Source organism: Halorussus salinus, assembly GCF_004765815.2.
In the GTDB taxonomy this organism is placed as follows: domain Archaea; phylum Halobacteriota; class Halobacteria; order Halobacteriales; family Haladaptataceae; genus Halorussus; species Halorussus salinus.
On sequence record NZ_ML974127.1, the window covers coordinates 1,347,076 to 1,362,631 of the forward strand.

The 15,556-nt window shown below is 66.1% G+C and carries 18 protein-coding genes; 7 read left to right on the forward strand and 11 right to left on the reverse strand.

Annotated elements, in window-relative coordinates; genetic code table 11:
- Positions 1–22: 22 nt before the first annotated feature.
- Complete coding sequence (locus EPL00_RS06790) at positions 23–709, reverse strand: DUF7504 family protein (protein WP_135851217.1); 687 nt, start codon at positions 707–709, stop codon at positions 23–25.
- Positions 710–923: 214 nt separating this feature from the next.
- On the opposite strand from EPL00_RS06790, the gene EPL00_RS06795 reads away from it, so the two are divergent.
- On the forward strand, positions 924–2,054 hold the full coding sequence (locus EPL00_RS06795) for an NADH:flavin oxidoreductase/NADH oxidase (RefSeq protein ID WP_135851216.1): 1,131 nt from the start codon (positions 924–926) through the stop codon (positions 2,052–2,054).
- 21 nt (positions 2,055–2,075) lie between these two features.
- Here the strand turns inward: EPL00_RS06795 and EPL00_RS06800 are convergent, their stop codons facing one another.
- Positions 2,076–2,321 (reverse strand): hypothetical protein, encoded by a 246-nt coding sequence (locus EPL00_RS06800; protein ID WP_135851215.1) that lies wholly within the window; start codon positions 2,319–2,321, stop codon positions 2,076–2,078.
- Between the two features lie 108 nt (positions 2,322–2,429).
- On the opposite strand from EPL00_RS06800, the gene EPL00_RS06805 reads away from it, so the two are divergent.
- Complete coding sequence (locus EPL00_RS06805; RefSeq protein ID WP_135851214.1) at positions 2,430–3,656, forward strand: GNAT family N-acetyltransferase; 1,227 nt, start codon at positions 2,430–2,432, stop codon at positions 3,654–3,656.
- 392 nt (positions 3,657–4,048) lie between these two features.
- Positions 4,049–5,092: a DUF7547 family protein gene (locus EPL00_RS06810; RefSeq protein WP_135851213.1), complete on the forward strand. Its 1,044-nt coding sequence runs from the start codon at positions 4,049–4,051 to the stop codon at positions 5,090–5,092.
- Here the strand turns inward: EPL00_RS06810 and EPL00_RS06815 are convergent, their stop codons facing one another.
- Positions 5,093–5,662: a metal-dependent hydrolase gene (locus EPL00_RS06815; protein ID WP_135851212.1), complete on the reverse strand. Its 570-nt coding sequence runs from the start codon at positions 5,660–5,662 to the stop codon at positions 5,093–5,095.
- A 137-nt stretch (positions 5,663–5,799) separates the two neighbouring features.
- On the opposite strand from EPL00_RS06815, the gene EPL00_RS06820 reads away from it, so the two are divergent.
- Positions 5,800–6,042: a Sec-independent protein translocase subunit TatA/TatB gene (locus EPL00_RS06820; RefSeq protein ID WP_135851211.1), complete on the forward strand. Its 243-nt coding sequence runs from the start codon at positions 5,800–5,802 to the stop codon at positions 6,040–6,042.
- 108 nt (positions 6,043–6,150) lie between these two features.
- On the opposite strand, the gene EPL00_RS06825 is transcribed toward EPL00_RS06820, so the two are convergent.
- From EPL00_RS06825 to EPL00_RS06845, 5 genes are all read right to left on the reverse strand, one after another.
- Positions 6,151–6,543, reverse strand: coding sequence for a MaoC/PaaZ C-terminal domain-containing protein (locus tag EPL00_RS06825; protein ID WP_135851210.1), 393 nt, complete (start codon positions 6,541–6,543; stop codon positions 6,151–6,153).
- Between the two features lie 50 nt (positions 6,544–6,593).
- The gene (locus EPL00_RS06830) at positions 6,594–7,499 is read right to left on the reverse strand and encodes a hypothetical protein (RefSeq protein ID WP_202932551.1); all 906 of its coding nucleotides are present in this window, start codon (positions 7,497–7,499) and stop codon (positions 6,594–6,596) included.
- Positions 7,500–7,616: 117 nt separating this feature from the next.
- Positions 7,617–8,414 carry a YrzE family protein gene (locus EPL00_RS06835; protein WP_135851209.1) on the reverse strand — a complete coding sequence of 266 codons (798 nt, stop codon included), beginning with the start codon at positions 8,412–8,414 and terminating at the stop codon, positions 7,617–7,619.
- Between the two features lie 83 nt (positions 8,415–8,497).
- Positions 8,498–8,863 carry a Zn-ribbon domain-containing OB-fold protein gene (locus tag EPL00_RS06840; RefSeq protein ID WP_135851208.1) on the reverse strand — a complete coding sequence of 122 codons (366 nt, stop codon included), beginning with the start codon at positions 8,861–8,863 and terminating at the stop codon, positions 8,498–8,500.
- 1 nt (position 8,864) lies between these two features.
- Positions 8,865–10,022 (reverse strand): thiolase family protein, encoded by a 1,158-nt coding sequence (locus EPL00_RS06845; RefSeq protein WP_135851207.1) that lies wholly within the window; start codon positions 10,020–10,022, stop codon positions 8,865–8,867.
- Between the two features lie 177 nt (positions 10,023–10,199).
- Here EPL00_RS06845 and EPL00_RS06850 point away from each other — a divergent pair, with 177 nt between their 5' ends.
- Positions 10,200–10,493 (forward strand): ubiquitin-like small modifier protein 1, encoded by a 294-nt coding sequence (locus tag EPL00_RS06850; RefSeq protein ID WP_238398141.1) that lies wholly within the window; start codon positions 10,200–10,202, stop codon positions 10,491–10,493.
- 41 nt (positions 10,494–10,534) lie between these two features.
- On the opposite strand, the gene EPL00_RS06855 is transcribed toward EPL00_RS06850, so the two are convergent.
- On the reverse strand, positions 10,535–12,205 hold the full coding sequence (locus tag EPL00_RS06855) for an aldehyde ferredoxin oxidoreductase family protein (protein WP_135851206.1): 1,671 nt from the start codon (positions 12,203–12,205) through the stop codon (positions 10,535–10,537).
- A gap of 130 nt (positions 12,206–12,335) precedes the next feature.
- On the opposite strand from EPL00_RS06855, the gene yciH reads away from it, so the two are divergent.
- Positions 12,336–12,641, forward strand: coding sequence for a translation initiation factor (gene yciH / locus EPL00_RS06860; RefSeq protein WP_135851205.1), 306 nt, complete (start codon positions 12,336–12,338; stop codon positions 12,639–12,641).
- Here yciH and EPL00_RS06865 read toward each other — a convergent pair.
- Positions 12,573–13,127 carry a hypothetical protein gene (locus tag EPL00_RS06865; protein ID WP_202932552.1) on the reverse strand — a complete coding sequence of 185 codons (555 nt, stop codon included), beginning with the start codon at positions 13,125–13,127 and terminating at the stop codon, positions 12,573–12,575. The genes yciH and EPL00_RS06865 overlap by 69 nt on opposite strands.
- Before the next feature lie 117 nt (positions 13,128–13,244).
- On the opposite strand from EPL00_RS06865, the gene EPL00_RS06870 reads away from it, so the two are divergent.
- Complete coding sequence (locus EPL00_RS06870; protein WP_135851204.1) at positions 13,245–14,270, forward strand: asparaginase; 1,026 nt, start codon at positions 13,245–13,247, stop codon at positions 14,268–14,270.
- On the opposite strand, the gene EPL00_RS06875 is transcribed toward EPL00_RS06870, so the two are convergent.
- Entirely contained in the window at positions 14,267–15,490 is a 1,224-nt protein-coding gene (locus tag EPL00_RS06875) for a sensor histidine kinase (RefSeq protein ID WP_135851203.1), read from the reverse strand. The two genes, EPL00_RS06870 and EPL00_RS06875, sit on opposite strands and share 4 nt — an antisense overlap.
- Positions 15,491–15,556 lie beyond the last annotated feature (66 nt).

Sequence of the window (15,556 nt, forward strand, 5' to 3'; positions counted from 1 at the left end):
AGTGCGGCTTCGGAGCGCGACCTCAGAGCGCGAGCCAGTCGGTCGTGATGTCCGGCTCCGCGAGGTGCCACCGCTGTTCGATTTCCGCGGTGCCGTACCGGACTTCTACTACCGCGTCGAACAGCGCCTCGATGGAATCGACCGTCTCCGAGTCGTACTCGGCGGGGAGGTGGTAGTGGGCCATCCCGTCGAATCGCTCGACGGTCTCGGTCAGTCCCAACAGGAATCGGCGCACGGTTCGCTCGTCGTGGTCGGCCACCAGCGGGACGATAGAGTCGAAACAGAGCCGCAGTTCGGCGGGCGAGAGTCCGCCGGTCTCGGCCTCGAACCGTTCGGCGGTCTCCTCGACGGCAGTGCCGAGGTCCCGGAGGTCGTCGCTCTCGACGGTCGTCCGGGAGAACGAGGCGTCCGACGAGTCCCGCACGCTCGGCGACCGATTCCCGGCCGCGTCGTCGGCGTTTCCGCGTCGAACGTCGGCCGCGCTCCCGTCCCGAACATCGGCCCGGCTTCCACCTCGAACGTCGGCCGCCCAGTCCACGACCGCGGCCGAATCGCTGTACGGTCCCGACTGGACCGACCGCAGTCTCGCGTGGGCGGTCGGCGGTCTCGAATCGGTCGTCACGAACAGCCGATAGCGCGGTCCGGCGCTCGACTCGCCGAGGAGTCGCTCGCAGGCCGCGTCCACTGCGTCGGTACCGACGAGTAACACGTTACACCCGTTCCGCTTGAGGTCTGCCAGCCGATGTCGAAATCGGGCTGTCGCTTCGTGGCTCCCCCTTCGTTCCTCCCCACACATTGATTCACCAATGACGGTAATATCTATAATAAGTGTTTCGGGGTGCCGAAAACGAAGCGTCCGACTCGTCGGCAAGAAACGTGGGTGAGCCGAGGCCTTTCGGGCGCGGCGTTCCGAGGAGGACCCGATGACCGACGACCTCTTCGCTCCGCTGTCGATTCGCGACACGGAGATACGAAACCGCGTGATGGTCTCGCCGATGTGCCAGTACTCCTGCGACCGGGACGGTCTCGCGACCGACTGGCACGAGACGCACCTCGGGAGTCGCGCGACCGGCGGCGCGGGAATCGTGATGACCGAGGCGACCGCGGTCGAACCGCGCGGGCGCATCACGCCCAACGACCTCGGCATCTGGAGCGACGACCACGCCGACGCGCTCGCGCCGGTCGCCGAGTTCGTCGCCGACCGGGGTGCGACCCCCGCCATCCAACTCGCCCACGCGGGTCGGAAGGCCAGCAAGACCTCGCCGTGGGAGGGGAGCGAGCCGCTCGGACCCGACGAGGGCGGGTGGGAGACCGTCGCGCCGAGCGCGGAGCCGTACCCCTTCGCGGCGGCCCACGACGCGAGCGGAGACGACGCCGAACCGCCGGAACCGCCCCGGACCGCACGGATGGACGAGGAGGACATCGAGGCGGTCGTAGACGCCTTCGTCGCGGGGGCCGAGCGCGCGCTCGACGCGGGCTTCGAAATCGCGGAGGTCCACGCCGCCCACGGCTATCTCCTCCACGAGTTCCTCTCGCCCGTGACGAACCGCCGCGACGACGAGTACGGCGGCGACTTCGAGGGCCGGACCCGACTCGTCCGCGAGATTACCGCCGCGGTCCGGGAGGTCTGGCCGGGTGACAAGCCGGTCTTCGTGCGCATCTCGGCGACCGACTGGCTCCCCGACCGCGAGTCGTGGACGGTCGAAGACACCGCCGAACTCGCGCCCCTCCTCGCGGAGGCTGGCGCGGACCTCATCGACGTGAGCGCGGGCGGCATCCACCCCGACCAGCAGGTGCCCGACGGCGGAGCCAACTATCAGGTCCCCTACGCCGAGCGCGTCGGCGAGGAGACCGAGGCGCTTGTCGGCGCGGTCGGCGGCATCTCCGAACCCAAGCAGGCCGACGCGTTGATTCGCAACGACCGCGCGGACCTCGCCATCGTCGGCCGGGAACACCTGCGGGACCCGTACTTCACCCTCCACGCCGCCGACGAGTTGGGCGCGGACGAGCGCGTCGAGTGGCCGATTCAGTACCGGCGCGCGGTCGGGAAGTAGTCTCCGCGCGGCGGTCGGTAACTACTTCTCCTCGGTCGCGCTCTCGGCCAGAACCTTGTGGAGGACGGCGACGACGGCGGCCAGCACGACGAGCAGACCAGCGAACATCCCGAGCAGTCCGATGAGAGCGAGGAGACTGCCGAGGGAAGTGCTGAACACGAACTGACCGAGAAGTATCAGCACCCATCCGCCAGCGAGGACGGCGTAGAGTTTCAGAAACTCGTCTCGCGTGGCGTATTCGAGGGCGTCGCGGGCGGCGACCGTCATACGTCGTGGTGTCACGAAAACGACGAAAGCGTTTCGCTCGCGCGTTGGTCCTGCGAACTCGTCTCACACTAGAGCAAGCTATTTACTCGGCCCGGACGCCTCTCCGGCATGGACTACCGCGAACTTCCGGACGACCGGAAGACGCAGTTTCAGGACTACCTCCACTACGCCTTCAGCGCCGAAGACGGTCCCCAGAGCGACCACGAGACGGACCCCGACGAGCGCGTCGGCGACGAGCGGGCGCTGTTCGACGGCGACGAGATGCTGTGCGTCTGTCGCCACTACTGGTTCCGAGCGCGCGTCCGGGGCCGCTGGTGTGAGATGCCCGGCCTGTCGGCGGTCGCCTCGCCGCCGGAACACCGCCGGGAGGGCAACGTCACCCGACTGCTCGCCGAGTCGCTGGCGGAGTACCGCGACCGCGGCGACTTCCTGACCGCACTGTGGGCGTTCGAGCATCCGTTCTACGAGCGCCACGGCTGGGGGTTGGCGACCAAGTTCACCGAGTACGACTGCGAACCGGACGCGCTCGCGTTCGCCAGAGACTCGCCGCTCGCTGGCGGGACGTTTCGGAAACTGGACCCGGACGACTGGGACCTCCTCGATTCGGTTCACGCGGCGGCCCACGAGAACTACGACCTCGCTATCGACCGGACCGAGGAGTGGTGGCGCGAGAAGATATTCGACAACTGGCGGGGCGACCCCTACGTCTACGGGTGGGCCGACGAGGCGGGCGAGGTCCGCGGGTACGTCGTCTACCACGTCCGCGACGAGGACGAGGGTAAGCGACTGCAAGCCAAGGAGTTGGTGGCCGCCGACCGCGCGGCGCGGACGAACCTCCTGCGCTTTCTGGCCAACCACGACTCGCAGGTCGAGCGCGTGTCGTTCTACGGCCTGAACGAGACGGCCCTCCTCGACGTTGCCCGCGACCCCGGCGACATCGACTGCGAGGTCCACCCCGGTCCGATGGTCCGCATCGTGGACGTGCCGACCGCAATCGAGGCGCTGGACTATCCGCACGACCTCGACGCCGAGTTCACCGTCGCCGTTTCGGACTCGCTGGCCGACTGGAACGACGGGACCTTCCGCGTCGCCGTCGCGGATGGGCGGGCGACCTGCGAACCGACGACGGACGCGGCCGATGCAACCGCGGCGGCCGATGTCACCGACGCGGACGTGACGACCGGCATCGGCGCGCTCTCACAGGTCGTCGTCGGCTACCACTCGGTCGAAGACGCCGAGACGCTGGCCGACCTCGAAATCCGGACGCCCGAAGCCCGCGACGCCCTCACGGCGATGTTCCCCGAGCGCGACGTGTTCCTGCACGAAGGGTTCTGAGAGGGCGGCGCGTAAAGCACATCTGTCGATTTCGTTCCGAAGCGAACTCGACTTTTCTCCTCGGCGCGTGCGAGCGCGACCCGTCAGTGGTCGCGCCCACCGCGCGAGGGCCGAGTAGCGCAGTGGAGCGTAGCGACCGAGCAACGCAGGCGGTTGGGGAGGACGAGGCGCTGTGCGGAGCGGTGCGGTCGCGGTGACTCCTGTTTGTCGCGAGAGATTGCTCTGCTGTCGCAGTTGTGGTGCTGTGTGGCCGCGATCCGAGTTCTATCTCGCTCTCTCAGTATCGAACCAATCCCCATCACCGAACTGAAACCTAACACCGTCGAGACCACGGTTCCCGACCCGTCCTCGAAGCGGCCAAACTCTTTACCACGCGACACGTATCCCCGGCCATGAGAGACGACCGCGACGACCGACGCGACGGCGAGGAGCGCCGCGACGCTGGCGACCGCCGCGACGACCGACGCGACGGCGAGGAGCGCCGCGACGCTGGCGACCGCCGCGACGACCGGGACCCCGAGCAACTGGACGAACGCGTCGAGGAGCTAGAGACGCGCGTCCGGGACCTCCGCGACGAACTGGGCCGCCCGCCGGAGGGACCGCTCGGCCTGCCGCGCCCGCCGACGCCCCGCGAGGTGCTGTCGTTCACCGGCGAGTACGCCATCCCGACCGCCATCGCCATGCTGGAGGCCAACGTCCGGGCGCTGAAGGCGCTCCAGCAGGTCATTCGCCTGTTGGACCCCGAGCGAAGCGTCGTGAGCGAGGAGCGCGACCGCTTGCAGGGCCGGGCGGCCGACGCGAGCAGACTCACGCTCGACCGACTCGAATCGGCGCTCGAAGACGTGGAGACGACGATTCGGGAGAGCGACCTGCCGCGCGAGGACGCCGCGCGGGACCTGCTGGAGGACGCCCGGCGCATCAACCGCGAGATTCGGGACCGCGTGGACCGCGAGGAGAACACCGTAGACGAGGCCCGCCAGCGCGAGCGCGACATCAACCGCGAGCGGTGGGACGACGCGGACCGGCAGGGCGACGACGCGGACCGACGAGCGGAGGACCGAGCGCGCGACGGACGGTCCGGCGGCGACGACCGGTCCGACGACGACTTGGAGGGCGGCACGACCATCGAACTCACCGACGAGAGCGACGAGCGACGCGACGCCGACGACGCCGGGGCCGCCTCGGACGACGCCGAAACCTCGCCGGGCGAGGCGGACGACCGCGCCGAGGTGGACGTGGAGGCCGAACTCGAATCCATCAAAGACGAGATGGAGCGCCGGACGAACGCCGACGGCGCGGGGGCGGCCGCCGGGGACGGGACCGCCGAGGACGCGGCCGACGGCGAGTCGGCGGCTGACGAGGAGTCGAACACCGACACCGACGGAGACGATTCCACGGCCGACTCGGACGACCGGGACGACGCCGACGACGAGTGACTACTCGCCGACGCGCTCGTCGGTGACGGTCTCCTCGGGCCGGATTCTGCGGTAGAGTCGCCGGACGAGCGACGAGTCCGTCTCGGGAGTCCGACCCGCAATCCACGCCGTCGCCGCGCAACCGACGCCGAACGCCAGCATGGCGTAGTTGGCGGCGTCGTTGGTCGCGCGCACGATGTCCAGCGAGTAGAGCGCGGGCGAGACCGGGTAGACCGGCATCACGCCCCACGGGTTGAGGAGGTCCGCGACGAGGTGGACCGCGACCGCGAAGCTCCCGAGGAAGAACGCCCAGAGCGCCCCGCGAGCGGCTTCTCGCCGGGGGCGCGTCCGGAGCGACGACGCGACGGCCAGCACGCAGAGGACCCCGACCGCCACGCCGAACCACACCGTGTGCGTGACGCCACGGTGGACCAGCAACTCGAACTGGCCGTCCAAGTCCGGGAACAGCGAATAGGAGAGGACGATGCCGCCGCCCGAGAGCGCGTCCCGCGCGTAACCGCGCCGCAGCAGGGCGTACCCGACCACCGAGTAGCACGCGAGCGCCAACCCGTAGTGGCCCGGCGGAAACATACTCTCACTCGGCCGTGGATTCAATGTGAAACTACCGATTTTATAACTGTTGGGCGACGAACAGAGTTCGAATCCGGAGATGACACTTTGCTGACCACCGAGGCGTTGATATCGACCCGGCGCGTAGGGGGGTCGATATGCTTCCCACACCGCTGTTCGGCCCCGTTCCGGGCGGGATGGAGATGATGATAATTCTCCTCGTCGCCGTCCTGCTGTTCGGCGCGAACAAACTCCCGAAACTCGCCCGCTCGACCGGGCAGGCGATGGGCGAGTTCAGGAAGGGCCGCGAGGAGATCGAGCGCGAGATTCGGGAATCGGCGGAGGGCGTCGAGCGCGCCGACGACGCCGACGGACTCGAAGACGAGACGGCGAACGTCTGAGCGCCGCGACGACGGTCACGCCGAACTGCCCTCTCGAACAGAAAATCAGTCTGCTTCTGATGGAAGACCTACTCTTTCCGTTCGAGAATACATCTCTAAGACAACTACTTATTGGTCCGAATGCTTCCAGACCAACCCCTCGACGGTGCCGGTCATCACCGTCTCGCCCTCGTCGTTCTCGCAGGTGACGGCCGCCGAGAGGTCGTAGCGGTCCGCACGCTCGGCGACCTCCTCGACGGTCAACTCGCAGGTCACGGTCTCGCCGGTGTAAACAGGTTCGTGGAACTCGAAGTTCATCGAGCGCCCGAGGACCTGCATGTCGCCGCCGATTTTGGTCGGCATCGTCGCCGTGAGGAGGCCGTGGACTAACAGGCGGCCCTCGTCGTCGGGTTCGAGGTGGCGCGACTGCTCGTCGCCGGAGACTGCGGCGAACTGGCGGACCTCCTCGGGCGTGAACGTGCGCTCGAACGTTCGCGTGGTGCCTTCTTCTGGCGCGGTCATTTGCTGTACGTAGCGCCTCCGGCGGGATAAATCTCGTCGCTTCGTCACGCTTATTCGGCCGAGGAGGGCCGCTCCTCGCCGTCCCCACTTGCGTCGCCGCTGGTCGCGCCGGAACCAGATTCGGCCGCGCCGGAACGCGACCGAGGAGCCATCGCCCGGAGGTAGGCAACCCCGAGCGCGAGGCCGACCGCCGAGACGACGCCGAAGAGTGCGATTTCGCCGAGGTCGCCCCCTTGTCCGGTCTGTCGAAGCCGCGCGGCCATCGCGAGGACGGCCAGCCCCAGCGTCGTGAACTTGACCAGCAGGACGCCCGCCAGCACGTACGCCCAGTCGCGCCGTCGCCGGAGCCAGACCGCCGTCAGGAGCGCCGCGGGGAGCAGGACCGCGAGGTCGAGGACGTGAATCACGTTCGTCGGAATCGCGGCGAGTCGGTAGCTCTCGGGGGGTTCACCGCGGAGCGTCGCGGGCACGACCTCCGCGAGCCACCCGGCCGCGAAAAAGAGCGCGATGGCCGCGAGGTAGCCGCTCGTGAGTCGGCGGGGCAATCGTCCTGCGAGTCGGTCGCGCACCGCGCCGGGGTCCGCCCGCAGAATTCCTGCGACGAAGGTGAACAGCGAGAGGCCGAACAGCGCGACGTAGACTAAGAACAACTCGTTGAAGTACAGCATGAGCGCGTAGGAGGCCCACGTGTAGAGCATGTACGCCAGCGCGCCGAGCCAGACGACGTAGCCGCGGAGCGACCCGCGAACGGCGTACCGGAGACCGACCGCCAGCAGGGGGACGCCGAACGCGAGCGTCACCACGTCCTGCCCGTAGAGTTGCGGGAGCGTCACCGCGGCGTCGCGGTAGAGACCCCGCCAGAGGAGTCCGGCGAGCGTCGCGGCCGCCGAGAGGACCAGAATCGCCACGGTCGAAGCGACTTGCCAGCGCGGCGGAGAGACGGAGGAGTGGCTCATACCGATAGCTTCGTTGTCAGAAGATAAATGCTCATTCGCCGGTTCTCCGGCGGCGAGAATCAAGCCAGTTTCATAATTCGTTAAGCCGATGAATTGGCTTCGTCTGAGGGGTATAGCTTATCCTCCACTATTTTCTTTGTTCTTGTATATTTGATATATTGTTAGCACAACGGTAGGAACCGCAGCACCTACTGTCGGTTTATCATAATAATTTGCAACTGAAATCCCAAGCAAAATTGAACCCACTACGATACCCCAAAAGCTAAAGACTAAATGTGAAAATGTCTCACCTAGATCATTCTTAAAACGACGAAACGCACTCCGGTCTTGATAAGGAGATTGTTCAATGACACTAATCTCTTTATCAATTGGATTTTTTTCTATTTCCACTATTTCTTTTCCGAGAACTGTTATCACCTCTCCAAATGTTTTCTTCACGGCTTCCTTTGGGTTCTTAGCACTATCTATTCTGTCTAGATATCGTTTAAGCTGCTCTTTTCTTTCAGTTGATAATAGAGTAGTTTCTGCTCCATCTAGCCATAGTCGTGCTTCAGCTAAATGGGTGGCCGACTCGTCAAGATTTCCACTTTGAAATTCGTCAATTGCTGAAGCAATTTCGTGAAGCGCAATACGCTCCTCACTTAATTCAGATTTGCTAAGGCGACTTTCAGCGATTTGATTAGAAATGAAACCTCCCAAAAATAGTACTACAATTATAATCGCCCACAAATCGTATAGAAAATGATCTTGTATCTCTGTAAAACTACCTCCAACTAGACCAAATATGAGAAACAAAATAATTGAAATTCCAAAGGCTCTACCGGACCATTTACTATAATTTTTCCGCTCTGCATACTCTAATACCCTTCCGTGATCTAATTGATATTTTCGTATAAATTCCTCTTTCTTTCCCATTAAGTAGCCATTATCCTGTTAGGTAAAATGCCTTATGACAAAATGTAGTCTTAGACTATGCTAAAAATGCATTTACAAGCAAATCATACCGATTCAAATCTGTACCCGTCCCACTCCTGACTCTCCTTCTCGCGGATTCCGGCGTCGGGGTCGCGCAGTTGCTCGGCGTAGACGGGCCGCACCTCGTCGCCGATTTCGACCTCGGTCTCGTCGGTCAACTGGCCGATGGCGCGCACCGACTCGCCTTCCACTTCGAACTCCACGATGGCCAGCGAGTTGGGTCGCCGGACGCCCGGAGGAGTCGCCGTGTTCTCCGTCCACGTCACGACCTCGGCGGTTTCGTCGCTCAGGTCTACCTCCTCGGTCTGTGCCTCGCCGCACTCCGGGCAGAGTTCGTGGCCCGGATAGGTCACGTGCCCGTTCGGGCACCGGTATGCAGTCAGACTCATCTCAGGGTTCCTCCAGAATCGTGGTGGTCACGCAGTTGCCGAATCCGCCGACGTTGCAGGCCAGTCCGACCTCGGCCTCGACCTGCCGCGGCCCGGCCTCGCCGAGCAGTTGCTCGTGAATCTCGTAGGCCTGCGCGACGCCGCTCGCGCCGAGCGGGTGGCCCTTCGACTTGAGACCGCCCGAGGTGTTGATGGGTAACTCGCCGTCGCGGTCGGTGACGCCCTCCTCGACGGCCTTCCAGCCCTCGCCCTGCTCGAAGAAGCCGACCGCCTCGCTCTGGAGGAATTCGAGGATGGTGAACATGTCGTGGAGTTCCGCCACGTCCACGTCGTCGGGGTCGCGGTCGGCCATCTCGTAGGCCGTCTCGGAACTCTCGACCGCGCCGCCCATCACGGTCGGGTCGTCGCGCTCGTGGACGACGTGGGTGTCGGTCGCGCCGCCGATTCCCGAGACGACGGTGTACTCGCCCTCGGGGACGTACTCCTCGGCGACGGACTCCGGACAGAACAGCAGGGCCGCGCTTCCGTCCGTGATGGGACAGAAGTCGTAGAGCCGCAGCGGGTCGGCCACGATGGGCGACTCCATCACGGTCTCCAAGTCCACTTCCTTCCGGAACTGGGCGTGGGGGTTGTCGAGTCCGTTCTCGTGGTTCTTCACCGCGACCTTCGCCAGACTCTCGCGGGGCGCGTCGTACTCGTGGAGGTAGCGTCGCGCGGTCAGTCCCGCGAAGCTCGGCAGGGTCACGCCGTGCTTGTACTCGACCGGGTGAGTCAGCGACGCGATAACGTCGGTCGCCTCGGCGGTCGTCTTGTGGGTCATCTTCTCGCCGCCGACCAGCAGGGTCATCTCCGAGGCTCCGGAGGACACCGACTGCCACGCGGCGTAGATGCCCGCGCCGCCCGAGGCGCTGGTCTGGTCCACGCGCTGGGTGTAGGCGGGCATCGCGCCGAGGTCGTGGGCCAGCGCGTTCGGCGCGCCGGTCTGGCCCTCGAACTCGCCGCTGGCCATGTTCGAGACGTACAGGTGGTCTACCTCGTCGGGAGCCACGTCCGCGTCCGCGAGGCACTCGCGTCCGGCCTGCGCGAGCAACTCGCGCAGCCACGCGTCGCGCTCCCCGAACTCGGTCATCGAGGCTCCGACGATTGCGACTCGGTCCATGCCTGCCAGAATGCGCAGGAGGGCTTTATAACTCGGGGATGGCGCAGGAGAGATTTCGCCGAGGAGATAGCCGGTCGGTCGCCGCAGTCGGCGCGGCCGCGCAGTTCTGCGCGGCCCCTACAGGCGCGTCCGTCGATAGATTCAACCGCTCCGGCGAAAAACCGACGAGACGAACCCGTGACGACGAGCGCCCCCGAACGAATCACCGTCGAACTCACCCTCTACGCCACCTACCGCGAGTCGGTCGGGCAAAAATCGCTGACCCGCGACCTCCCCGCCGACGCCACCCTCGCGGACCTGCTGGCCGACCTCGCCGACGAGTACCCGGACCTCGACGGCCGACTCACCGACGAGGGCGACCTCCGCCCGCAGGTCGCGGTCCTCCGGAACGGGAGCGAGCGCGCCGACCTCGACACCCGACTCGAAGACGGCGACGAGTTGAGCGTCACCTCGCCGGTCCACGGCGGCTAGCGCGTCGGTCGGTCGCGTCGGTCCGTCGCGCCGGTCACCCCCTAATCCGCACCCACCGCGCCCTCGCCGCCGGAAATCCGACTCTCCGGGACCGTGCCGTCGTCGTTCCAGCCCCGCGCCTCGTAGTAGTCGTCCAGCGCCGACTCGAAACTGGGCAGTTCGTAGGGCAGGTCGTCGTCGCTCCGGTCGAAGCCCCGCCGGTTGTTGAAGTGCCGTTCCAGTTCCACGACTCGCGCGCCGACCGCGAGCAGGTCGTCGTAGTCGGCGTCAAAGAGGGCCGCCAGACGCTCCTCGGTCGCGTAGTCGCTGGAGAACGCGCAGACGATACCGCTGTCCTTGAACGCCGCGGCGTTCTCCGACCGGACGAGGAACTCGGCCTTGCCGTCCAAGCCTTCCGGGTCGAGTTCGCCCGAGTATTCGGCCGACAGAATCTCCGAGTACATGTGGTCGGCACCGCTGTTCGACGTGGCGTACGAGAGGCCCTGTCCGTTGATGGCCCGACCGTCGTGGGCCGCGAATTCCAGACCTTTCGAGGACCAGTTCTCGACGCCCAACTCGTCGTGACAGCGTTCGACGCCCTCCGCGAGCAGGTCGCCGACGCCCTCTCGGTGGGCGATTTTCGGAAGCAGGTCGTGAATCAGGTCGGCGTTGCCGAACTCGTCCTCGCTGGCGAGGTACGCCGAGACGGTGACGCCCGCCGAGATGGTGTCGAGACCGAGTTCGTCACACAAATCGTTGGACTTCATCACGTCCACGATGTCGCCGACGCCCGCGCAACTCCCGAACGACATCACGGTCTCGAACTCCGGGCCTTCGGTTTCGAGACCGGTCTCGTCGTCTCTGGTCGGGAGTTTACAGCCGAAGGCGCACTGCGAGCAGGTGCCGCGCTTGTACTTCTTCTCCTCGACCGCGTCGCCGCCGATGTCCGCTACGTCCTCGAACGACTGCTCGGAGAAGTAGCGCGTCGGGAGCGAGAACTCGTCGTTGATGAACTCCGTGCCGCCGGTGGTTCCCTGTCGCTTCATCGGGTCGTCGGACTGGGCGGCGTCGCGGTGGACCTCCGTCTGTACGTCCGGAATCTCCACGTCAGGTTCGGAGTCGCCGTCGAAGGAGACGCACTTGACGCCCTTCGCGCCCATCACCGCGCCGAGGCCGCCCCGGCCGAACGCGCGGGTGTCGGAGGTCATGATGGACGCGTATCTGACCTCGTTCTCGCCCGCCGGACCGGCGGTCATGAGGTGTTCCGCGCCAAGACCGCGGGCCTCCTCGACGTACTCGCTGGTCTCGGAGACGAGCGCGCCTTCGAGGTCCGGGACCTCCTTGAAGGTCACTCCGTCGTCGGTGACGTGGACGGCGAGGAGTTCGTCGCTCTCGCCGACGAGTTCGACCGCGGCGTGGCCCGTCGCCGCGAAGTTCCGCGAGAGGAACCCGCCCGCGTTGGTCGAGCGAATCCCGTCGGTCAGGGGAGAGATTGCGGTGGCGTTCATCCGCCCGGTGAAACTCATCCGGGAGTGTTGGAGCGGACCGGTCGTGAAGTAGAGTCTGTTCTCGGGGCCGAGCGGGTCGGCGTCGAACGGGGTGCGGTCGTGGGCCAGTTTGGTGGCCACGCCGCGCCCGCCGACGAACGACGACAACACGTCGCCGATGTCGGTCGTCCGGGCCTCGCGCTCACCCACGTCGATGGTCAGTAGGGTTCCCGTCGCGTGGAGCATCGTTCGCGTTCGTGTACGGACTCCAAGAGGTAAATTCGAGGGTTCCGGAAGCCGGTCGGCGACCCCGACTCGTCGGGGGTGACTCCTCCGGCGGGGAAGGCTGAAACGTCCGAGTCCCCTACGTCGAATCATGGGGGAAGACAAAGACATCAGCGACGTGGCGGGGCTTCCGGACGAGTTGGGCATCGACGAGGACTTGGGCCGGGCCGAACAGCGACTCACGGTCCGGACCGAGGAGCGAACCTACGGGAAAGCGATGACCATCGTGGAGGGGTTCGACGACTCGTCGGTGGACCTGAGCGACCTCGCCTCGCAACTCAAGAGCAAGCTGGCGACCGGGGGCACCGTGGACGACGGCCGCATCGAGCTACAGGGGGACCATCGCGAGCGCGCCGCCGACCTGCTCCGCGACGAGGGCTTTCAGGTCGAGGGGTAGGCGCGCGCCCTCCGGTAGCCGGACCTCGGCAGGGAGACCGATGCCGTCGGGGAGTCGGACCTCCTCGGGCACGTAGGGGTCCGAGACGTAGGGATAGAGGTAGCGCGCCCACAGCGAGTCCAGCGGCGTCCGCCAGCCGAGTGCGTGACTCAGCGCGTCGTCCCACGCGACCAACAACCCGAGGAGAAGCGCGCTCTGTGGCACCACGCCGTAGCGCCACCAGCGCGGGCGCATCGCCGCGAGCGTGGCGACGCCGAGCAGGACCAGCACGCCGACCGCGCCGACCGCGGGGTAGTACGGCCACGTCAGCGCGAACGAGAACACCGACAACAGCGTCAGGCCCGCGATGCCCCACGGTCCCGTCTCGTCGTCGGCGTCGTAGAACACCCAACAGACCAACAGTATCAGCAGGACGCCGAGATAGAAGTGGTGCGGTCCGAACACGGCCCCGTCTGGCTCCGCTTCGGAGGGGAAACTCCCGAACACGGGACACGTACGACGAACTAGAATAAATAAATTACCTCTCGGATTTGAATCCTCCCCGCTAGTGACAACTCTCTCCCCGACCCGTACGCTCTTGTCGCCACGGACGCGAGGAGGGGTATGCTCCCGCAAGTTCACGTCGTCGCGACAGGCGGCACCATCGCGAGTACGCCCGACGAGGAGGAGGGGGCCGCGCCGAGTCTGGACGGCGAGGACCTTCTGGTCTCGGTGCCGGACCTCGCCTCCCACGCCGACTTGAGCGTCGAATCCGTCTCGCAGGTACCGGGGTTCGACGTGGATTTCGAGATTATGGCGTCGGTCGCCGACTCCGCCCGCGAGGCCGCCGCCGAAGGCGCGGACGCCGTGGTCGTGACCCACGGCACGGACACGATGGCCGAGACCGCCTACTTCCTCGATTTGACTTGCTCGCTCCCGGTTCCGGTCGTCGTGACCGGCGCACAGCGCCGACTGGACGAACCGAGTTCCGACGCGCCCGCGAACGTGCTGGCGGCGGTGCGCGCGGCGACTCACGAGCGCGTCGCCGAGGGCGTCTTTCTGGCCTTCGACGACGAACTCCACGCCGCCCGCGACGTGCGGAAGGCCCACTCTCACAAACTGGGCGCGTTCTCCTCGCCGAACGACGGCCCGGTCGCCACCCTGACCCGCGCCGGGATTCGTTTCCACCGCGAACCCGGCAGCGAGTCGGTGTCCCTGCCGGTCGCCGAGAGCGACGAATCCGAGTCGGTCGAAGCCCCCGACGCCCGCGTCGAGATGGTCGTCTCCGCCGCTGGAGTCGATGGCGAGCAAGTCGAGCGCGCGGTCGAGTCCGGCGCGGACGGTCTCGTCCTCGCGGGAACCGGCCTCGGCAACGCGACCGGCGACCTCGGCGAGGCCGTCGCGGACGCCATCGACGCGGGTGTGCCGGTCGTCCTCACGTCCAGAACCGGCGCGGGAACCACGGGTGCGGTCTACGGCACCGCGGGCGGCGGGAAGACGATGCAGGACGCGGGTGCGATTCCCGGCGGCGACCTCGCGCCGTGGAAGGCGCGGGTGAAGCTGGCGCTGGCGCTCGATTCGGTAGACGACGACCCGACGACGGTGGCGCGATACTTCACGGAGTCGGAAGCGGTCCCGGTCCGCGATTAGGTTTCGACCGCCGTCACGGAGTCGCGGGCCGCTCCGTTACTCTCCGCCCGTTCGCGTGCGGCCTTCTCGCTCGCCTCCTCGTCGCTCGCCTCCTCGTCTCGCTCCGCGAGCGGGAGCGTGACCGCGAAGACGCTCCCCTCGGGACCGGTCTCGCTCAAATCCACGCTCCCGTCGTAGCGCTCGGTCAGCGTCCGCACGATGTAGAGACCGAGACCGTGGGTCGCGCCGCTGTTGTCGCTCCGCTCGAAGAGGGTCGCTCGCTCGTCGTCGGGAACGCCCGGTCCGTCGTCGGCGACCCGGACCGTGACCGTCTCGTCGTCCCGCTCGGCGACCACCGATATCCGCGGCCGGTCGCCGTCGTCGTGTTCGACGGCGTTTCGGAACAGGTTGCCGAAAACCCGCGGGAGGAGGTCGTCGGCGGCCACGAGCGTCGCGTCCGGAATCGAGGTCTCGACTTCGACCTCGTCGTGGACCTCCGCGATGAGTTGCAGTTCGTCGGTAATCACCTCGCGGAGGTCCACCGGTCGGAGGTCGGCCTCATCTTGGGTCAACTCTATCAACACCTGCACGTCGCGGATGACCCTCGTCATGTCCCGGCCCTGCCGGTGAATCCGTTCGAGGGCGGACTCCGTGGTCTCGTCGAGGTCGCCGTCTTCGAGGAGGACCGACGCGTAGCCGACGATGACGTTCGTGGTGTTCAATACTTCGTGACGCAGGAGTCCGTTGAGGTAGTCGAACCACTGGCGCTGTCCCTCGGCTTCTTCGGCGCGAATCGAGGCCCGCTGGGCTTGGAGTTCGCGCTGGATGGCGCGCGCCTCGACGTACCCGACGAGGAGACCGGCCGAGGCCCCGACGTTCGCCGCCCAGAGTCCCCACGAGAAGCGAAACGGCGTCGTCCCGCCCGCCCACGCCACCATGATGGCGAGGTTGATAGCGAGAAAGAACGAGAGGCCCCCGAGTACCCACCCACCGATGCGAGGGTAGCGCCTCGGCGAGAGGTCGCTCTCCCGGAGCCAGTAGCCGCCGACCGACAGTCCCATGATGAACAGCGCGTAGATGCCGAAATTGACCGCGAAACCCCTCGTGAAACCGAACTGCTCCGGGTAGAAGACGTACTGTCCCACCGCGAAGAGAACGAGAAACCCTCCCCCGAGAGCGACCAGAAGCGACGGTATCCGCTCGCTCGGTGACGACCGAGCGGACTCGAACTTCGGCGACATACCTCCGAGATTCGACTCGTCCGGTATAATCCTTGGTGACTATTCTCACGAACGAGAATCGTTTTC